We start from the raw sequence: 13,936 nt of genomic DNA, 5'->3' as shown, positions 1-13,936 counted from the left end.
ACGACTTCAGCGACCACGCTGCCGCCCTTGACGGCCACACCCGAGGCGGACACCGCCAGCTGGTTGGCTTGCCTTGCGTTGTCGGCATTCTGTTTGACTGTTGATGTCAATTCTTCCATCGACGCGGCCGTTTCTTCCAGCGAGCTGGCTTGTTGTTCAGTCCGCGACGACAGGTCATGGTTGCCGGCCGCGATCTGGCTCGAAGCCGTGGCAATCGTGTCGGTGGATTGCCGGATGTTGCCTATGGTCGCGGTCAGGTTCGCGCGCATGGAACTCATGGCAAACAGCAGGCTGGTGCTGTCGCCTTTTTCGACCATCACTTCCCGCGAAAGATCGCCGATGGAAATGGCATGCGCCACTTCGACGGCATAGCCGGGCTCTCCCCCGAGCTGCCGCATGATGTGGCGCACCAGCCAGAAGATGATCGCAGCGCCCAGCAGCACCGCCACCAGCATGAGCGCCAGCGCGGCCAGCAGCATCTGCTGGCTGTGCGCGGAAAGCTGGGTTTTGGTGTTTTCCACCGCGGCATTTTTGTCCTTGATGAACTCCAGAAGCCGCTCGCGGATACCGCGCCACAGCGGTGTTTCTTCCTGGCTCACGGAGGCAATGGCCGCGGCCTGGTCCCTGGCGGCCAGGCCCAGGATTTTGACCTGGACGGGCGCGTACTGTTCACGCAGCGCGAGCACCCCTTCCACCGTCTTGCGGTCCGCCCCATCCTGGGCCACCAGCGCCAGCGCCTTGCGGCCGTTTTCATTGAAGTCCAGGTTGGCCTTCTCAAGGTTTTTCAGGCCCTGCTTGTTGGACGGATCCAGCACGACGTTGCGCAAGGCCTGCCCGCTTTGCAGCCCGTCGGCGTACATGCCGGTCGCGGCCTGCAGCAGCGCGAGGTCGGTTTGCAGAAAGTTTTCAAACCCGCGCTTGGCGCTCTGCATCCCCGCCAGGGCGACCGCGATCGCGATGCTGAAAAGCAGGAATACCAGGCTCATGCTCAGGATAATTTTGTTTCGCAGTTTCATGGATACCCTTTTTCTTGATGCCGTCATGCGTTTGGAATAAAGGTTATCGATTCAGACGGGGTCGAATAGGGCGATAAGCGGGGGGTTATGGCCTCAGCTCACCGGCCGGGTCTTGCGCCGGCTTGCGCGCTTGCTCCCTCTGCATAGGCTTGCTGGCCGGGTCTCGCCCCGGCGGGCGACTTACTTTCTTTTGCTTCGCCAAAAGAACGTAAGCAAAGAAAAGGCGACCCTGGTTGCTGCGTCCCTCCGCTTCGCTGCGGGCAACCTGCGGTGCTCGGTTCAGGCGGGGTCTCGCTAAACTCGCCTTCGGCTCAGACAACGCGATCCCTGATCCGCCTGAACCTGCGCTCCTCGGCGCATCCACAAGGGGCAATCGGGATCGGGGACAAAAAAAGGGGCAGAGCAAGAGCAGACCGCGATGCGGGGGCCATGAATTTACTCCCTCTCCCTCCGGGAGAGGGCAGGGGTGAGGGGGCCGTCGGCAGTTGATGTGCTGCTGCGGGTGCGAAGGCTGCTGGCCCTCACCCTAACCCTCTCCCAGAGGGAGAGGGGATAAGAAAGAAGACAAATACAAACAAGGACACGCCATGGCGTGTCCTTGTCGTTTTTGGTATTTGGATTCCTGTCTTCGGCTGTTCGGTATTCCTGTCCCCACCCCTTGTGGATGCGCCGAGGAGCGCAGGGCCAGACGGATCAGGGCAAAAACTTGTTTGAGCCGCAGGCGAGTTGTTTTTGACCCCGGCTGGACCGGGCACCGCAGGTTGCCCCGGAGCGAAGCGCAGGGGACGCAGGAGCCAGGGTCGCCTTTTCTTTGCTTACGTTCTTTTGGCGAAGCAAAAGAAAGTAAGTCGCCCGCCGGGGCGAGACCCGGCCAGCAAGCCTATGCAGAGGGCACAGGCGCGCAAGGCCGGCGCAAGACCCGGCTTAAAACGTTTCCCATCCCTCGCCAGCCGCCGCCAACGCCCGCGGCGCGGCAATCGCCTTCCGCACCTGCGGCGGTTGCTTCGGCGTCGCAGCCGGTCGCACCGGTGCTTTGGGGCGCTGCGGCGTGTGCACCTGACCGCGCTCCAGCCTGAACACACTCACCACCTGCGACAGGCTGCCGGCCTGCTCCTGCAGGGAGGAAGCAGCCGCAGCCGCTTCCTCGACCAGCGCGGCATTCTGCTGCGTGACCTGGTCCATCTGCGTGATCGCCTGGTTGATCTGCTCGATGCCGGAGGTCTGCTCCTGGCTGGCGGCCGTGATCTCGGCCATGATGTCGGTCACGCGCTTGACGCTGTCGACGATCTCGTCCATGGTCTTGCCGGCTTCGGCCACCTGCTTGCTGCCTTCTTCGACCTTGTCGACCGAGTCGCCTATCAGCGTCTTGATTTCTTTCGCGGCGGCGGCGCTGCGTTGCGCCAGGTTACGCACTTCAGCAGCGACGACCGCAAAGCCACGGCCTTGCTCGCCCGCTCTTGCAGCTTCAACAGCGGCATTGAGCGCCAGGATGTTGGTCTGGAAGGCAATCCCGTCGATCACGCTGATGATGTCGACGATCTTGCGTGATGACGCATTGATGGCGTCCATGGTGCCGACCACTTCGGCGACCACGCTGCCGCCCTTGACGGCGACGCTGGAGGCGGACACGGCCAGCTGGTTGGCTTGCCTGGCGTTGTCGGCGTTCTGTTTGACCGTCGATGTCAGCTCTTCCATGGAAGCCGCCGTCTCTTCGAGCGAGCTGGCCTGCTCTTCGGTGCGTGCCGACAGGTCATGGTTGCCCGCCGCGATCTGGCTGGACGCCGTCGCGATGGTGTCTGTGCCCTGGCGGACTTCGCCGACCACCCTGGCCAGGCTTTCGTTCATGCTCTTGAGCGCCTGCATCAACTGCCCGGTTTCGTCGGCGCTCTTGACTTCGATATGGCTGGCCAGGTCGCCGCCGGCGACCGTCTGGGCCACCGTGACGGCCTGCTTCAGGGGCCGCGTGATGCCGGTGGTCAGCCGCCATGCCAGCAGAATGCCCAGCGCCAGCGCAACGGTAAAGAGCGCCGCCAGGTAGCTGCGGCCGGCCTGGTAATGCCTGTCGACTTCTTCGGCCTGCGCCTTGAGCAGCTCGTCCTGCAGCGCCACGAGTTTGGCCATGGAGACGAGGTAGGCGTCGGTGTTGGGCACCAACTGCTCGGCAATGATTTTTTTGGCGCCTTCGTCGTTGCCGGCGGCTTTTGCCTTGAAGATCGCCTCGGTGGCGGTGCGCGCGGCCTTGCGCCGCTCACCGATCTCGGCCAGGACGGCCTTGCCGGCATCGTCGGTCACCATCTCCTCGACCTTTTTTTGCAGCACGTTGTTGCCGGCCATCGACTGCGAGGCCAGGTCCTGGAAAAACTTCTGCTCGACGGGGTCGGCATTCTTGGCGTTCGCCAATATGCGCGAGATGGTCAGCTGGATGGCGCCCTGCCACTGGATGACCGCCCGCTCCTTCACCATGCCCTGCTCCACCATGTCGCGCGTCAGGGCGCCCACGGTTTGCAGGCGCCAGATGCCCACGCCCGTCAGCAGCGCCATCAGCACCAGGACGGAGGCGAATCCCAGCGCAAGCCGGGAGCCGATACGCATGTTTGCCATTTTCATTTTTTCGGGTTCCTCTCGATTCAGTCAGGACAAGGGGCAGGTCCGCCCGGGGTGCTTAAAACGTTTCCCAGCTTCCGCCGGCCATGGCCAGCTCGCCTGTCGCGGCCACCGGCTTGCGCTGCGGCGCGGCGATGGCCTGGCGGGTCTTGGGTGGTTGCCGGGGCGTGGCGGCCGGACGAACGGCAGCGGATGGGCGCTGTGGCGCGGACTGCTTGTCGTGACCGCTTTCAAGCTTGAACACGCTGACCACCTGCGAGAGGTTGCCGGCCTGTTCCTGCAGTGAAGAAGCGGCTGCCGCGGCTTCTTCCACCAGCGCGGCGTTCTGCTGCGTGACCTGGTCCATCTGCGTGATGGCCTGGTTGATCTGCTCGATGCCCGAGGTCTGTTCCTGGCTTGCCGCCGTGATCTCGGCCATGATGTCGGTCACACGCTTGACGCTGTCGACGATCTCGTCCATGGTGCGGCCGGCCTGGGCGACCTGGCTGCTGCCTTCCTCGACCTTGCTGACCGAGTCGTCGATCAGGGTCTTGATTTCCTTGGCCGCGGCAGCGCTGCGCTGGGCCAGGTTGCGCACTTCAGCAGCCACGACGGCAAAGCCACGGCCTTGTTCACCGGCACGGGCGGCTTCAACAGCGGCATTCAAAGCCAGGATGTTGGTCTGGAAGGCAATGCCATCGATGACGCCGATGATGTCGACGATCTTGCGCGACGATGCATTGATGGCGCCCATGGTGCCCACGACTTCAGCCACCACGCTGCCGCCCTTGACGGCCACGCTGGAGGCGGACACCGCCAGCTGGTTGGCCTGGCGGGCATTGTCGGCATTCTGTTTGACGGTCGATGTCAGTTCTTCCATCGAAGCGGCCGTCTCTTCGAGCGAACTCGCCTGCTCTTCGGTGCGCGACGACAGGTCATGGTTTCCGGCCGCGATCTGGCTGGACGCCGTGGCGATCGTGTCGGTGCCGCTGCGCACATTGCCGACGATGCCCACCAGGCTGTCGTTCATGTCCTTGAGGGCCTGCATCAGCTGGCCCGTCTCGTCCTTGCTGGTCACTTCGATGCGGCTGGTCAGGTCGCCGGCGGCCACGCGCTGGGCGGCGCTCACCGCTTCCGAGAGCGGGCGCGACACGATGCGGGCGATGGTGAAGGCCAGGGCCAGGCCCAGGGCGATGCTGCCCACCAGGATGCCCAGTATCCAGGCCCTGGCACCGGCATACAGCTTGTCGCCGGAAGCGTCCGCGGCGGCCGCGCCGGCCACGTTCAGCTCCACCAGCTTGTCCAGGCTGGTGTTGAGCTCGCGGTTGTACTTGAGCGACTCGCCGCGTATCAGAAGCCTGGCTTCGTCGTCGTGCTGCGCGCGGGACAAGGCGATGAGTTTGTCATGCACCACGGCGGACTGCTCCATCGCCTTGACGATTTCGGCAAAGAGCGGTTTTTCTTCCGGCTCGTCAATGAATTTTTCAATCGCGGCCCGCTGCTTTTGCATCAGCGCCCAGGTGTCGCTCATGGACTTTTCGTAGTTGGTCATTTCCACTTCCGTCGTCGACAGGATGTGCTGCAACTCCACGGTGCGGTAACGCGCCACGCTGACCCTGAACTCCAGCAGGGCGCGGGATGACGGAAGCCAGTCGGTCGCAAGATCGCTGGTCAGCTGGTTGATTTTCCCCACCTGCACCAGCGAGAAGATCCCCAGGAATGCCGTGAGGACCAACACGGCGGTAAATGACACCACCAGTTTGGTGGCGATCTTCAAGTTGTAAAACGCGTTCATGGATTTTTCCTGTTTGCCCGAAAAAATTCGGGCCCCTCTCTTTTCAATCGCTCCCCTTGCGCAAGGACGGCATCTGGTTTTTGTTGATGTCCGTGTCCCGCGCTTGCACTGATCTTTTTAGAACGTTTCCCAGCTGCCGCCGGCCATGGCCGGCTCGCCGATGGCGGCCACCGGCTTGCGCTGCGGCGCCGCGATGGCCTTGCGGGCCCTGGGCGGTTGTTTCGGTGTGACGGCCGGGCGAACGGCAGCGGCCGGGCGCTGCGGCGTGTGCTGCTGTTCCTGCCCGAGGCGGAACACGCTGACCACCTGCGACAGGTTGCCGGCCTGTTCCTGCAAGGAGGAGGCGGCAGCTGCGGCTTCTTCGACCAGCGCGGCGTTCTGCTGCGTGACCTGGTCCATCTGCGTGATCGCCTGGTTGACCTGTTCGATGCCCTGTGTCTGTTCCTGGCTGGCGGCGCTGATCTCGGCCATGATGTCGGTCACGCGTTTGACGCTGTCGACGATCTCGTCCATGGTCTTGCCGGCTTCGGCCACCTGCTTGCTGCCTTCTTCGACCTTGTCGACCGAGTCGCCTATCAGCGTCTTGATTTCTTTCGCGGCTGCGGCGCTGCGCTGGGCCAGGTTGCGCACTTCGGCGGCCACCACGGCAAAGCCGCGGCCCTGCTCACCGGCACGGGCGGCTTCAACAGCGGCGTTGAGCGCAAGAATGTTGGTCTGGAAGGCGATGCCATCGATGACACCAATGATGTCGACAATCTTGCGCGAAGATGCATTGATCGCGTCCATGGTGCCGACCACTTCGGCGACCACGCTGCCGCCCCGCACGGCCACGCTGGAGGCGGACACCGCCAACTGGTTGGCCTGGCGCGCGTTGTCGGCGTTCTGCTTGACGGTCGAAGTCAGTTCCTCCATGGAGGCTGCGGTCTCTTCGAGCGAGCTGGCCTGCTCTTCGGTGCGCGACGACAAATCATGGTTGCCCGCCGCGATCTGGCTCGATGCCGTCGCGATGGTGTCGGTGCCCTGGCGCACTTCGCCGACCACCTTGAACAGGCTGTCGTTCATGTCTTTGAGCGCCTGCATCAGCTGGCCGGTTTCGTCCTTGCTGGTCACCGCGATGTCGCTGGTCAGGTCGCCGGCTGCGACCGACTGGGCGATATGCACGGCACGCGACAGCGGCCGGGTGATGCTGCGCGCCAGCAGCCAGGCCAGGACGATGCCCAGGCTCAGCGACAGCCCGCTACAAACGACCAGCAGCATGCTGATATTGGCGCGCAATGCTTCGCTGCGCAGCGCCGCGTCGTCCAGCGCCTTGCGCTCGGTGTCGACCATTTTCTGCACGCCGGCCAGGTAGTCGCGCGAGGTGGGTTCGAACTTCTCATTGAATATGCGGTTGGCGCCTTCCACGTCGCCCGCGATCTTGGCCTTGCTGACCTCCTCGCGCGCGGCCAGGTAGGTCTTGCGAAGCTCGCCCACTTTGGCGAAGAGCTGCTTTTTCTCGGGCGTGTCCATCTGCTGCTCGATGAACTTCTGCAACTCGTTGGTGTCTTTGATCGAGGCCGCCGTGGCCGGCGCGAAATAGGCAATCAGGCTGGAGTCGCTGCTCTTGGCGATGGCCGCGGCGCGCTGCACGCCCCCGGTGGTGTGGCGCAGCCAGTCGGAGCCGGCCCGTTCGGTCTTCATGTTGTTCTGGACCATGTCATCGATCTCACTGCCCAGCTTGCCGAGCTTCAGGACGGCCAGCACACTGCTCGTCACAAACAGGGCCAGGATGATGCCGACCACGATGGCCAGGCGCTTGCCGATCGAAATATTCCCGAGAAACATGATCATGACTCCAAAAAAAAGAAAAGCACCTGCGCGGGTTGCCCACGCGCGAGGTGCGGTTTGACTGTTGCGGGCCGCTCAGGCTGCGGCGGTTGCGGTTGCGTTGTTGATCAGCGCCATGTCGCTGCTGGACATGAGCTTGTCGATGTCGACCAGGATCAGCATGCGCTCGTCCAGCGTGCCCAGGCCTATCAGGTAGTCGGTGTCCAGCACCGACCCCATCTCCGGCGCGGGCCGGATCTGCTCGGGGCTCAGGGTGATCACGTCGGAGACGCTGTCCACCACCATGCCCATCACCCGGCTGGCGATGTTCAGGATGATCACCACCGTGAACTGGTCGTACGTGGGCGTGCCCAGCTTGAACTTGATGCGCATGTCGACGATGGGCACGATGATGCCGCGCAGGTTGACCACGCCCTTGATGTGCTCGGGCGCATTCGCGATACGGGTCACCGTGTCGTAACCGCGCAGTTCCTGCACTTTCTGGATGTCCACGCCGTACTCTTCCTGGCCCAGCGTGAACGCCAGGAACTCCAGCGGCTTGGCGGGCTGCGCCGCGGCAGCCATCATCGCCGCGGGGTTTTGTACGGTACTGCTGCTTGTTGCTGCGTGCATATGCACTCCTTCAAAATCAATGGGGATGGCATGCAAAAGCGTTCCCGTGCATGCCTGCTCCTGTTTATCGGCCGGTGGTACTGAAAACTTAAGTGCTCTCGCGTGTTTTTCCGGCTTTTTTTTGAAACTTGCTAGAAAGTCTCCCAGCTCCCGCCGCCCGCTACCGCCAGGTCGCCGCTGATAGCGACCAGCTTGCGTTTCGGCGCGGCGATGGCCTTGCGGGCCTGGGGCGGCTGCCTGGGCGTTGCGGCCGGGCGAACAACTGAGGCCGCGCGCTGGGGCGCGGCGTGCAGCGCACGCCCGCCGTCCAGCTTGAACACGCTAACCACCTGCAACAGGTTGCCGGCCTGCTCTTGCAAGGAAGAGGCGGCCGCTGCGGCTTCCTCGACCAGCGCGGCATTCTGCTGCGTGACCTGGTCCATCTGCGTGATCGCCTGGTTGATTTGTTCAATGCCGGAGGTCTGTTCCTGGCTGGCCGCGGTGATCTCGGCCATGATGTCGGTCACGCGTTTGACGCTGTCGACAATCTCGTCCATGGTGCGGCCGGCCTGGGCAACCTGGCTGCTGCCTTCTTCGACCTTGCTCACAGAGTCGTCGATCAGGGTCTTGATTTCCTTGGCCGCTGCGGCACTGCGCTGCGCCAGGTTGCGAACTTCAGCAGCCACGACGGCAAAGCCACGGCCTTGTTCACCGGCTCTTGCAGCTTCCACCGCGGCATTCAAGGCCAGGATATTGGTCTGGAAGGCGATGCCATCGATGACGCCGATGATGTCGACGATCTTCCTGGACGACGCATTGATGGCGCCCATAGTGCCGACCACTTCGGCAACCACACTGCCGCCCTTGACCGCGACACCGGAAGCGGAGACGGCCAGTTGGTTGGCTTGCCGTGCGTTGTCGGCGTTCTGCTTGACGGTGCTGGTCAGCTCTTCCATCGAGGCCGCCGTCTCTTCAAGCGAACTCGCCTGCTCTTCGGTGCGCGACGACAAGTCGTGGTTGCCGGCCGCGATCTGGCTGGACGCCGTCGCGATGGTATCGGTGCCGCTGCGAACCTGGCCGACGATGCCGACCAGGCTGTCGTTCATGTCTTTCAGGGCCTGCATCAGCTGGCCGGTCTCGTCCTTGCTGGTCACCTCAATGCGGCTGTTCAGGTCGCCGGAAGCGACGGTTTTTGCCACCTGCACCGCGGCCATCAAGGGGCCCGCCACCGCGCGCGCGATGAACAAGGCCAGCCCCAAGCCCAGGGCGACCGAGCCCACCAGCAGCCCGATGATCCACAGGCGCGAGTTGCCGAACAGAACGCCGCCCAGACGGCTGGCTTCCTGGCCTTCGGCGATGTTGAGGGCCACCATCTTGTCCAGGTAGCCGCTGGCTTCGTCAAACGATTTTTCCGACTTCCCGCGGATCAGCGCCCTGGCTTCGTCCCGCTTGTTCGCGCGGGACAACTCGATCAGCTTGCGGTGTTCCACGAGGTAGGCGTCCCAGTTGAGTTTGAAGCCGTCATAAACTTTTTGCTCTTCCGCCGAAGTAATCAGCTTGACGTAGGCATCGCGGTTTTTTTGAAGGTCGGCGGCCAGAACCGCCAGTTCCTTTTCGTCTTCCGCCATCACCTTGTCGTCGACGGCCGTGACGTGCTGGTACTCCGCGATCCGGAAATCGGAAATATTGGTGTTCATGGCGGAGGCCAGGGCAACCGAGGGCATGAAATTGCTCGCCAGATCTTCGGAGGTCTGATTGACCTTGCCGAGCTGGGCAATGGAAAACACGCCGAGGATGCTGGTCAGCGCCAGCATCAAGAGCGAAAAACCGATTAACTTGACTGAAATCTTGAGATCGTAAAACCAGGCCATGGGATGGCTCCTTCAATGTGCTTTTGCACGTGTACTTGCAATAAATGTGTTCGAGACCGCATGGATGTATTTATGGATGAATCCGGTCCTTCACGTTCAGCGCCGGTGTGGCCGGCGCTGCGGAATCCATTGCTTGCACAAGCCGGCATGCAGGAGCCGGGGTTTCCGTGCCCTGTTTCACGACACGGCCCTCAAGACGGTGGGGCGGGGAGCGGGCGCGGGGGCCGTTGCGGCAACAGGCGCGGGCTTGCGCGCGCGCGGTGCCGGCGGCGCGGGTGCGTCCTCGCGCGCGATCCCCAGCAACTCGCCCAGGCTGCCGCGCAGCCGGTTGATGGCCTGGCTGTGCAACTGGCACACGCGCGACTGGGTCACGTCCAGCACCGCGCCGATTTCGCGCAGGTTCAGCTCTTCCTCGTAATAGAGGCTGAGCAGCAGCTGCTCGCGTTCGGGCATCTGCTCAATGGCTTCGACCAGCTGGCGCCGGAAGTCGCCCTGCAGCAGCCGGGTCAGCGGTTCCTGGCACAGCACGCGGTCGCCGTGGTCCTGGCGGTCCAGGAAGCTGTTTTCGCGGTTCTCGTTGTCGCCGCGGTCGAAGTCTTCGTAGTACACCAGCTGGCTGCCGTGGATTTCCTGCAGCAGGTGCTGGTAGGCCTCCAGCGGCATCTCCAGCGCCTCGGCGATCTCGCGTTCATTGGGCGCGCGGCCGAGCTTTTGCTCCTGCGCGCGCACCGCCTTGGAGACGCCGCGCGAGGACTTGCGCAGGCCGCGCGAGACCCAGTCGTTGGCGCGCAGCTCGTCCAGCATGGCGCCGCGTATGCGCTGGCTCGCGTAGGTTTCGAATTTCGCGCCCTGGTCGTCCTGGTATTTTTCGGCCGCGTCCAGCAGGCCCATCATGCCGACCTGTATCAGGTCGTCCAGTTCCACGCTGGCCGGCAGCTTGGCGATCAGCTGCAGCGCCAGCCGGCGCACCAGCGGCGCGTGCTGGGCCAGCAGCTCCGAGGGGCCGGAATGGTCCATTTTTCCCTGGGGTGTGTACATGGCGGATTCCTCCTGCTTTTCAAACGGTCGTGGATCTCAGGCGCCGGCGGCCGCCGGGGACAATTCCCGGCGCGCACAAGCGGCCTGGGGCGCATCGGGCAAGGCGGGCCTTGAACCTTCAGGCGGCGCCGCCGGCCAGCGCAGCAGGTTCGCGGCGAGCCGGTCGACGTCCAGCGCGGCCGGGCTTCCGGGGAAGGCCTCGACCACGCTCATGTTGAGCCAGCGCGCCTGTGCCAGCTGCACGTCGTCGCGTATGCAGCCGGCCGGCTCCAGCGACAGCGTGAGGTAGCTTTTCGCGACGCTGGCCAGGTTGGCCAGGATGCGGCCGGCGTCGTTCGCGTTGGCCGCGCGGTTGACCAGCACGCGCATGCGCGCCAGCGAATGCGCCTGCTGCAGGCGCTTGATGCAGGCATAGGCGGCCGTGATGGTTTCCACTTGCGGCCGCAGCACCACCACCAGCTCGTCGGCCTGGGCGGCCAGCGGCGACAGCCTGCCGTCCGCGTCCAGCCGCGCATCGACCAGCACCAGCCGGCCCCGGCTGCGGACATAAGGTTCCGAAGCATGGTCGCGCTCGTCGAGCAGGCGCACGTCCTGGCCCAGCCGGCCCAGCGCCGCCGCGAGGTTCATCGCGACGCTGCTCACGCCCACGCCGGGCGCGCCGCCGACAAAGGCGAGCAGCCGCCCCGGGCTGTTCGCCATCAGGCGCCTGAGCCCGTCCGCCTGGTCGGTGACCGGTGTTTTCACTGCGCCGTCCTCAGGTTCTTGCCGTGGGCACGCGAGACAGGGAGGGCTGCGCCGGCACGGCGACACCGTCGGTCTCAAAGGCATCGAGCAGCACCAGCAGCTTGCCCACGCCATCCAGCAGCACCGGGGCCGGCACCGGGCGGCCCGGCCGCACGGAGCGCCCGGCCAGCTGCGCCAGCGCCTTGCGGGCCGTGTCCGCCCACCCGTCCTGCAGGCCTTGCAGCAGGAAGACGGTGGTGCAGGCCTGGCCGGCGATCATGCGGCGCGCCGGCAGCGCGGCCGCGTCGAGCTGGGCAATGCCCTGCCCCAGCAGTTTGAAATAGGGTTCGGCGGCGCTGCGCCAGGCGGGCCACTGCGCCATCAGCTGCGCCGGGGCGTGCACGCCCCTGCCGGCCAGCACATAGCTGTGCGCCAGCACCTTGCCGGTGGCGGCGTCGACCATGCGCCTGACCACGCAGCGCAGCACCGGCAAAGGCGCCTGCGTGCCGGGGGCGATGTCGTCCACGGCCGGGCGCAGGCTGACCTGCGCCTCGGCCACCGACATCAGCGCGGATTTCTTGCGGTAGACGACGGGCCGGGCCGCGCCGAAGGCCAGGCCGGCGGACAGCTTGCCCAGCGTGCCGCGCGCGCCGGTGGCCGGGTCGATGATGCGAAGCGCCGAGCCGCCGCAGGCGGCCCAGTGGCGGCCCTCGTGCTGCCACTGCAGGACCAGCGCGGCATCGGGAACCCGCGCGAACAGCTGGACCACGGTTTTGTCCAGCGCCTGCTTCAGGGCCAGGCGGCCGGGTTCCAGTGCATCCGTCTGTCCCGGCACGGCCAGGTGTTGCAGCGGCGCCGCGAAGGGCTGGCCGGTGCGGTCCGACAGCAGCAGCGTGGCGGCCAGCATGCGCGCGTCGGCGCCTTGCTGCGTGCCTGGCTGGGGCGCCAGGCGGGTCTCCCCGGTCACGGCCAGCACGTAGTCGCCGCACAGGGCGGCGCTGTCGGCCGCGGCCTGGGACAGCAGGGCCTGCGCCACGCCGTGCTCGCTCTGCGCATTGCCCGCGCCCAGCGTGCCGGAGAGCTGGCGCCAGAGCACGCGGGTCTCGTCAAAACCGATGCCGCCCTGCGACAGCGCGGCTGCATTCGACGCAAGCTCCTGCGCGTTGTGCGTCAGCGCCTTGATCAGTTGCTGGCACTGCGCGCGCAGGCGTTCGCTGACGGCCTCGGCCTCGGCCGCCGCGGCCTGCGCCTGGCCGCCTTCCAGCGCGGGTTTGTCTTCGAGGTCGGACTCGCCGGGCACAAACAGCGAACTGCGGCTTCCGGCCTGGAACACGCTGTCGACCAATGCCTTGCCGTCGGCCAGCACCAGGTGCTCGGGGACTTTCTGGCCGCTGCAGACGTAGTGCACCGGCAACTGATGGCGTATCGCCATGTCGATCAGCGCGCCGGGGTGCGTGGACTCGTCGACCTTGGTGAAGATGCAGCCCGCCAGGTCCCAGCCGCTGTCCGCATGGTCGCCGTGGCGGTAGGCACGCACCACCTCATTGAGGGTGTCGCCGTGGCTGGAGGCGTTGAGCAGCAGCAGGCGCTTGACCGGGCGGTTCGCGCCGCACAGCATCGCGATCTGCTCGGAGACGGCGCGGTCGCGCTGGCTCATGCCCACGGTGTCTATCAGCACCATGTGTTTGTCGCGCAGGCTCGCCAGCACGCGGTCCAGGTCGGCCGCGTCCTTCACCGCATGCACCGACACGCCCAGGATCTGGCCGTAGATGCGCAACTGCTCGTAAGCGCCTATGCGGTAGCTGTCGGTGGTGACCAGCGCGAGCTTGTCGGCGCCGAAGCGCATCACGCAGCGCGCCGCGAGCTTGGCGGTGGTGGTGGTCTTGCCGACGCCGGTCGGCCCCATCAGGGCGTAGACGCCGCCCTGGTCCATCAGCGCGTCTTCGTCTTCCAGCAAGGGCATGCGGCGCGCCAGCTCGGCCTTGGCGTAGTCCATGCCGGCGGCGTGGTTCTGGCCCGTGGGCAGGTCCTGCAGGACTTCCTTGGCCAGGCGCGCGCTGAAGCCCGCGCCCAGCAGCGTGCGCAGCAAATGGCCGCGCACCGGGTCGCGCCGCTGCTTGTCGTTCCAGGCCATGCCGGCCAGTTGTTCTTCAATCATGCCGCGCATGGAATGGATTTCACGCAGCACCGCATCGCCGCCCGGGGCGGGAGCCGGCGCCGGAACCGGCGCGGGTGTGGGCGCGGGTGCGGGCACGGCAGCGCGCAAGGCCGGTGCCGCGATCACAGGTGCGGGTGCGCGCGCCGGTGGCGGCGCGGGCAGGTCCAGGGTCGCCACGACCTGCACGCCCTCGGCCGTCACGTGGCTGGACAGCACCACGGCATCGGGGCCGAGTTTTTCGCGCACCAGGCGCAGCGCCTCGCGGCTCGAAGGCGCGGCGAACTGCCAGGTTGCGATGGCCGTGCTCACGGCGGCGGCGCTTGTTGTCATGCGG

At 65.4% G+C, this 13,936-nt stretch carries 9 protein-coding genes; all 9 read right to left on the bottom strand.

Annotated elements, in window-relative coordinates:
* On the bottom strand, positions 1–1,016 hold a 1,016-nt coding region (locus tag ACLV74_RS19555; protein ID WP_411881083.1), incomplete at its 3' end, for a chemotaxis protein.
* Between the two features lie 924 nt (positions 1,017–1,940).
* Positions 1,941–3,617 carry a methyl-accepting chemotaxis protein gene (locus ACLV74_RS19550; protein ID WP_411881082.1) on the bottom strand — a complete coding sequence of 559 codons (1,677 nt, stop codon included), beginning with the start codon at positions 3,615–3,617 and terminating at the stop codon, positions 1,941–1,943.
* Between the two features lie 61 nt (positions 3,618–3,678).
* The gene (locus tag ACLV74_RS19545; RefSeq protein WP_411881081.1) at positions 3,679–5,394 is read right to left on the bottom strand and encodes a methyl-accepting chemotaxis protein; all 1,716 of its coding nucleotides are present in this window, start codon (positions 5,392–5,394) and stop codon (positions 3,679–3,681) included.
* A 117-nt stretch (positions 5,395–5,511) separates the two neighbouring features.
* Positions 5,512–7,218, bottom strand: a complete 1,707-nt coding sequence (locus ACLV74_RS19540; protein WP_411881080.1) for a methyl-accepting chemotaxis protein — start codon at positions 7,216–7,218, stop codon at positions 5,512–5,514.
* Positions 7,219–7,296: 78 nt separating this feature from the next.
* A complete protein-coding gene (locus ACLV74_RS19535; RefSeq protein ID WP_411881085.1) occupies positions 7,297–7,788 on the bottom strand; it encodes a chemotaxis protein CheW in 492 nt (163 codons plus the stop codon).
* Between the two features lie 176 nt (positions 7,789–7,964).
* Complete coding sequence (locus ACLV74_RS19530) at positions 7,965–9,683, bottom strand: methyl-accepting chemotaxis protein (protein ID WP_411881079.1); 1,719 nt, start codon at positions 9,681–9,683, stop codon at positions 7,965–7,967.
* A gap of 177 nt (positions 9,684–9,860) precedes the next feature.
* Entirely contained in the window at positions 9,861–10,721 is an 861-nt protein-coding gene (locus ACLV74_RS19525) for an RNA polymerase sigma factor FliA (RefSeq protein WP_411881078.1), read from the bottom strand.
* 36 nt (positions 10,722–10,757) lie between these two features.
* Complete coding sequence (locus ACLV74_RS19520) at positions 10,758–11,465, bottom strand: MinD/ParA family protein (protein ID WP_411881077.1); 708 nt, start codon at positions 11,463–11,465, stop codon at positions 10,758–10,760.
* A 10-nt stretch (positions 11,466–11,475) separates the two neighbouring features.
* Positions 11,476–13,932 carry a flagellar biosynthesis protein FlhF gene (flhF, locus tag ACLV74_RS19515; protein ID WP_411881076.1) on the bottom strand — a complete coding sequence of 819 codons (2,457 nt, stop codon included), beginning with the start codon at positions 13,930–13,932 and terminating at the stop codon, positions 11,476–11,478.
* Positions 13,933–13,936 lie beyond the last annotated feature (4 nt).

The sequence above is a fragment of the Polaromonas sp. YR568 genome, assembly GCF_943369415.1.
GTDB lineage: Bacteria > Pseudomonadota > Gammaproteobacteria > Burkholderiales > Burkholderiaceae_C > Polaromonas.
The sequence above is the reverse complement of the archived record's forward strand: the minus strand, read 5'-3'. Positions and strand labels throughout refer to the sequence as shown.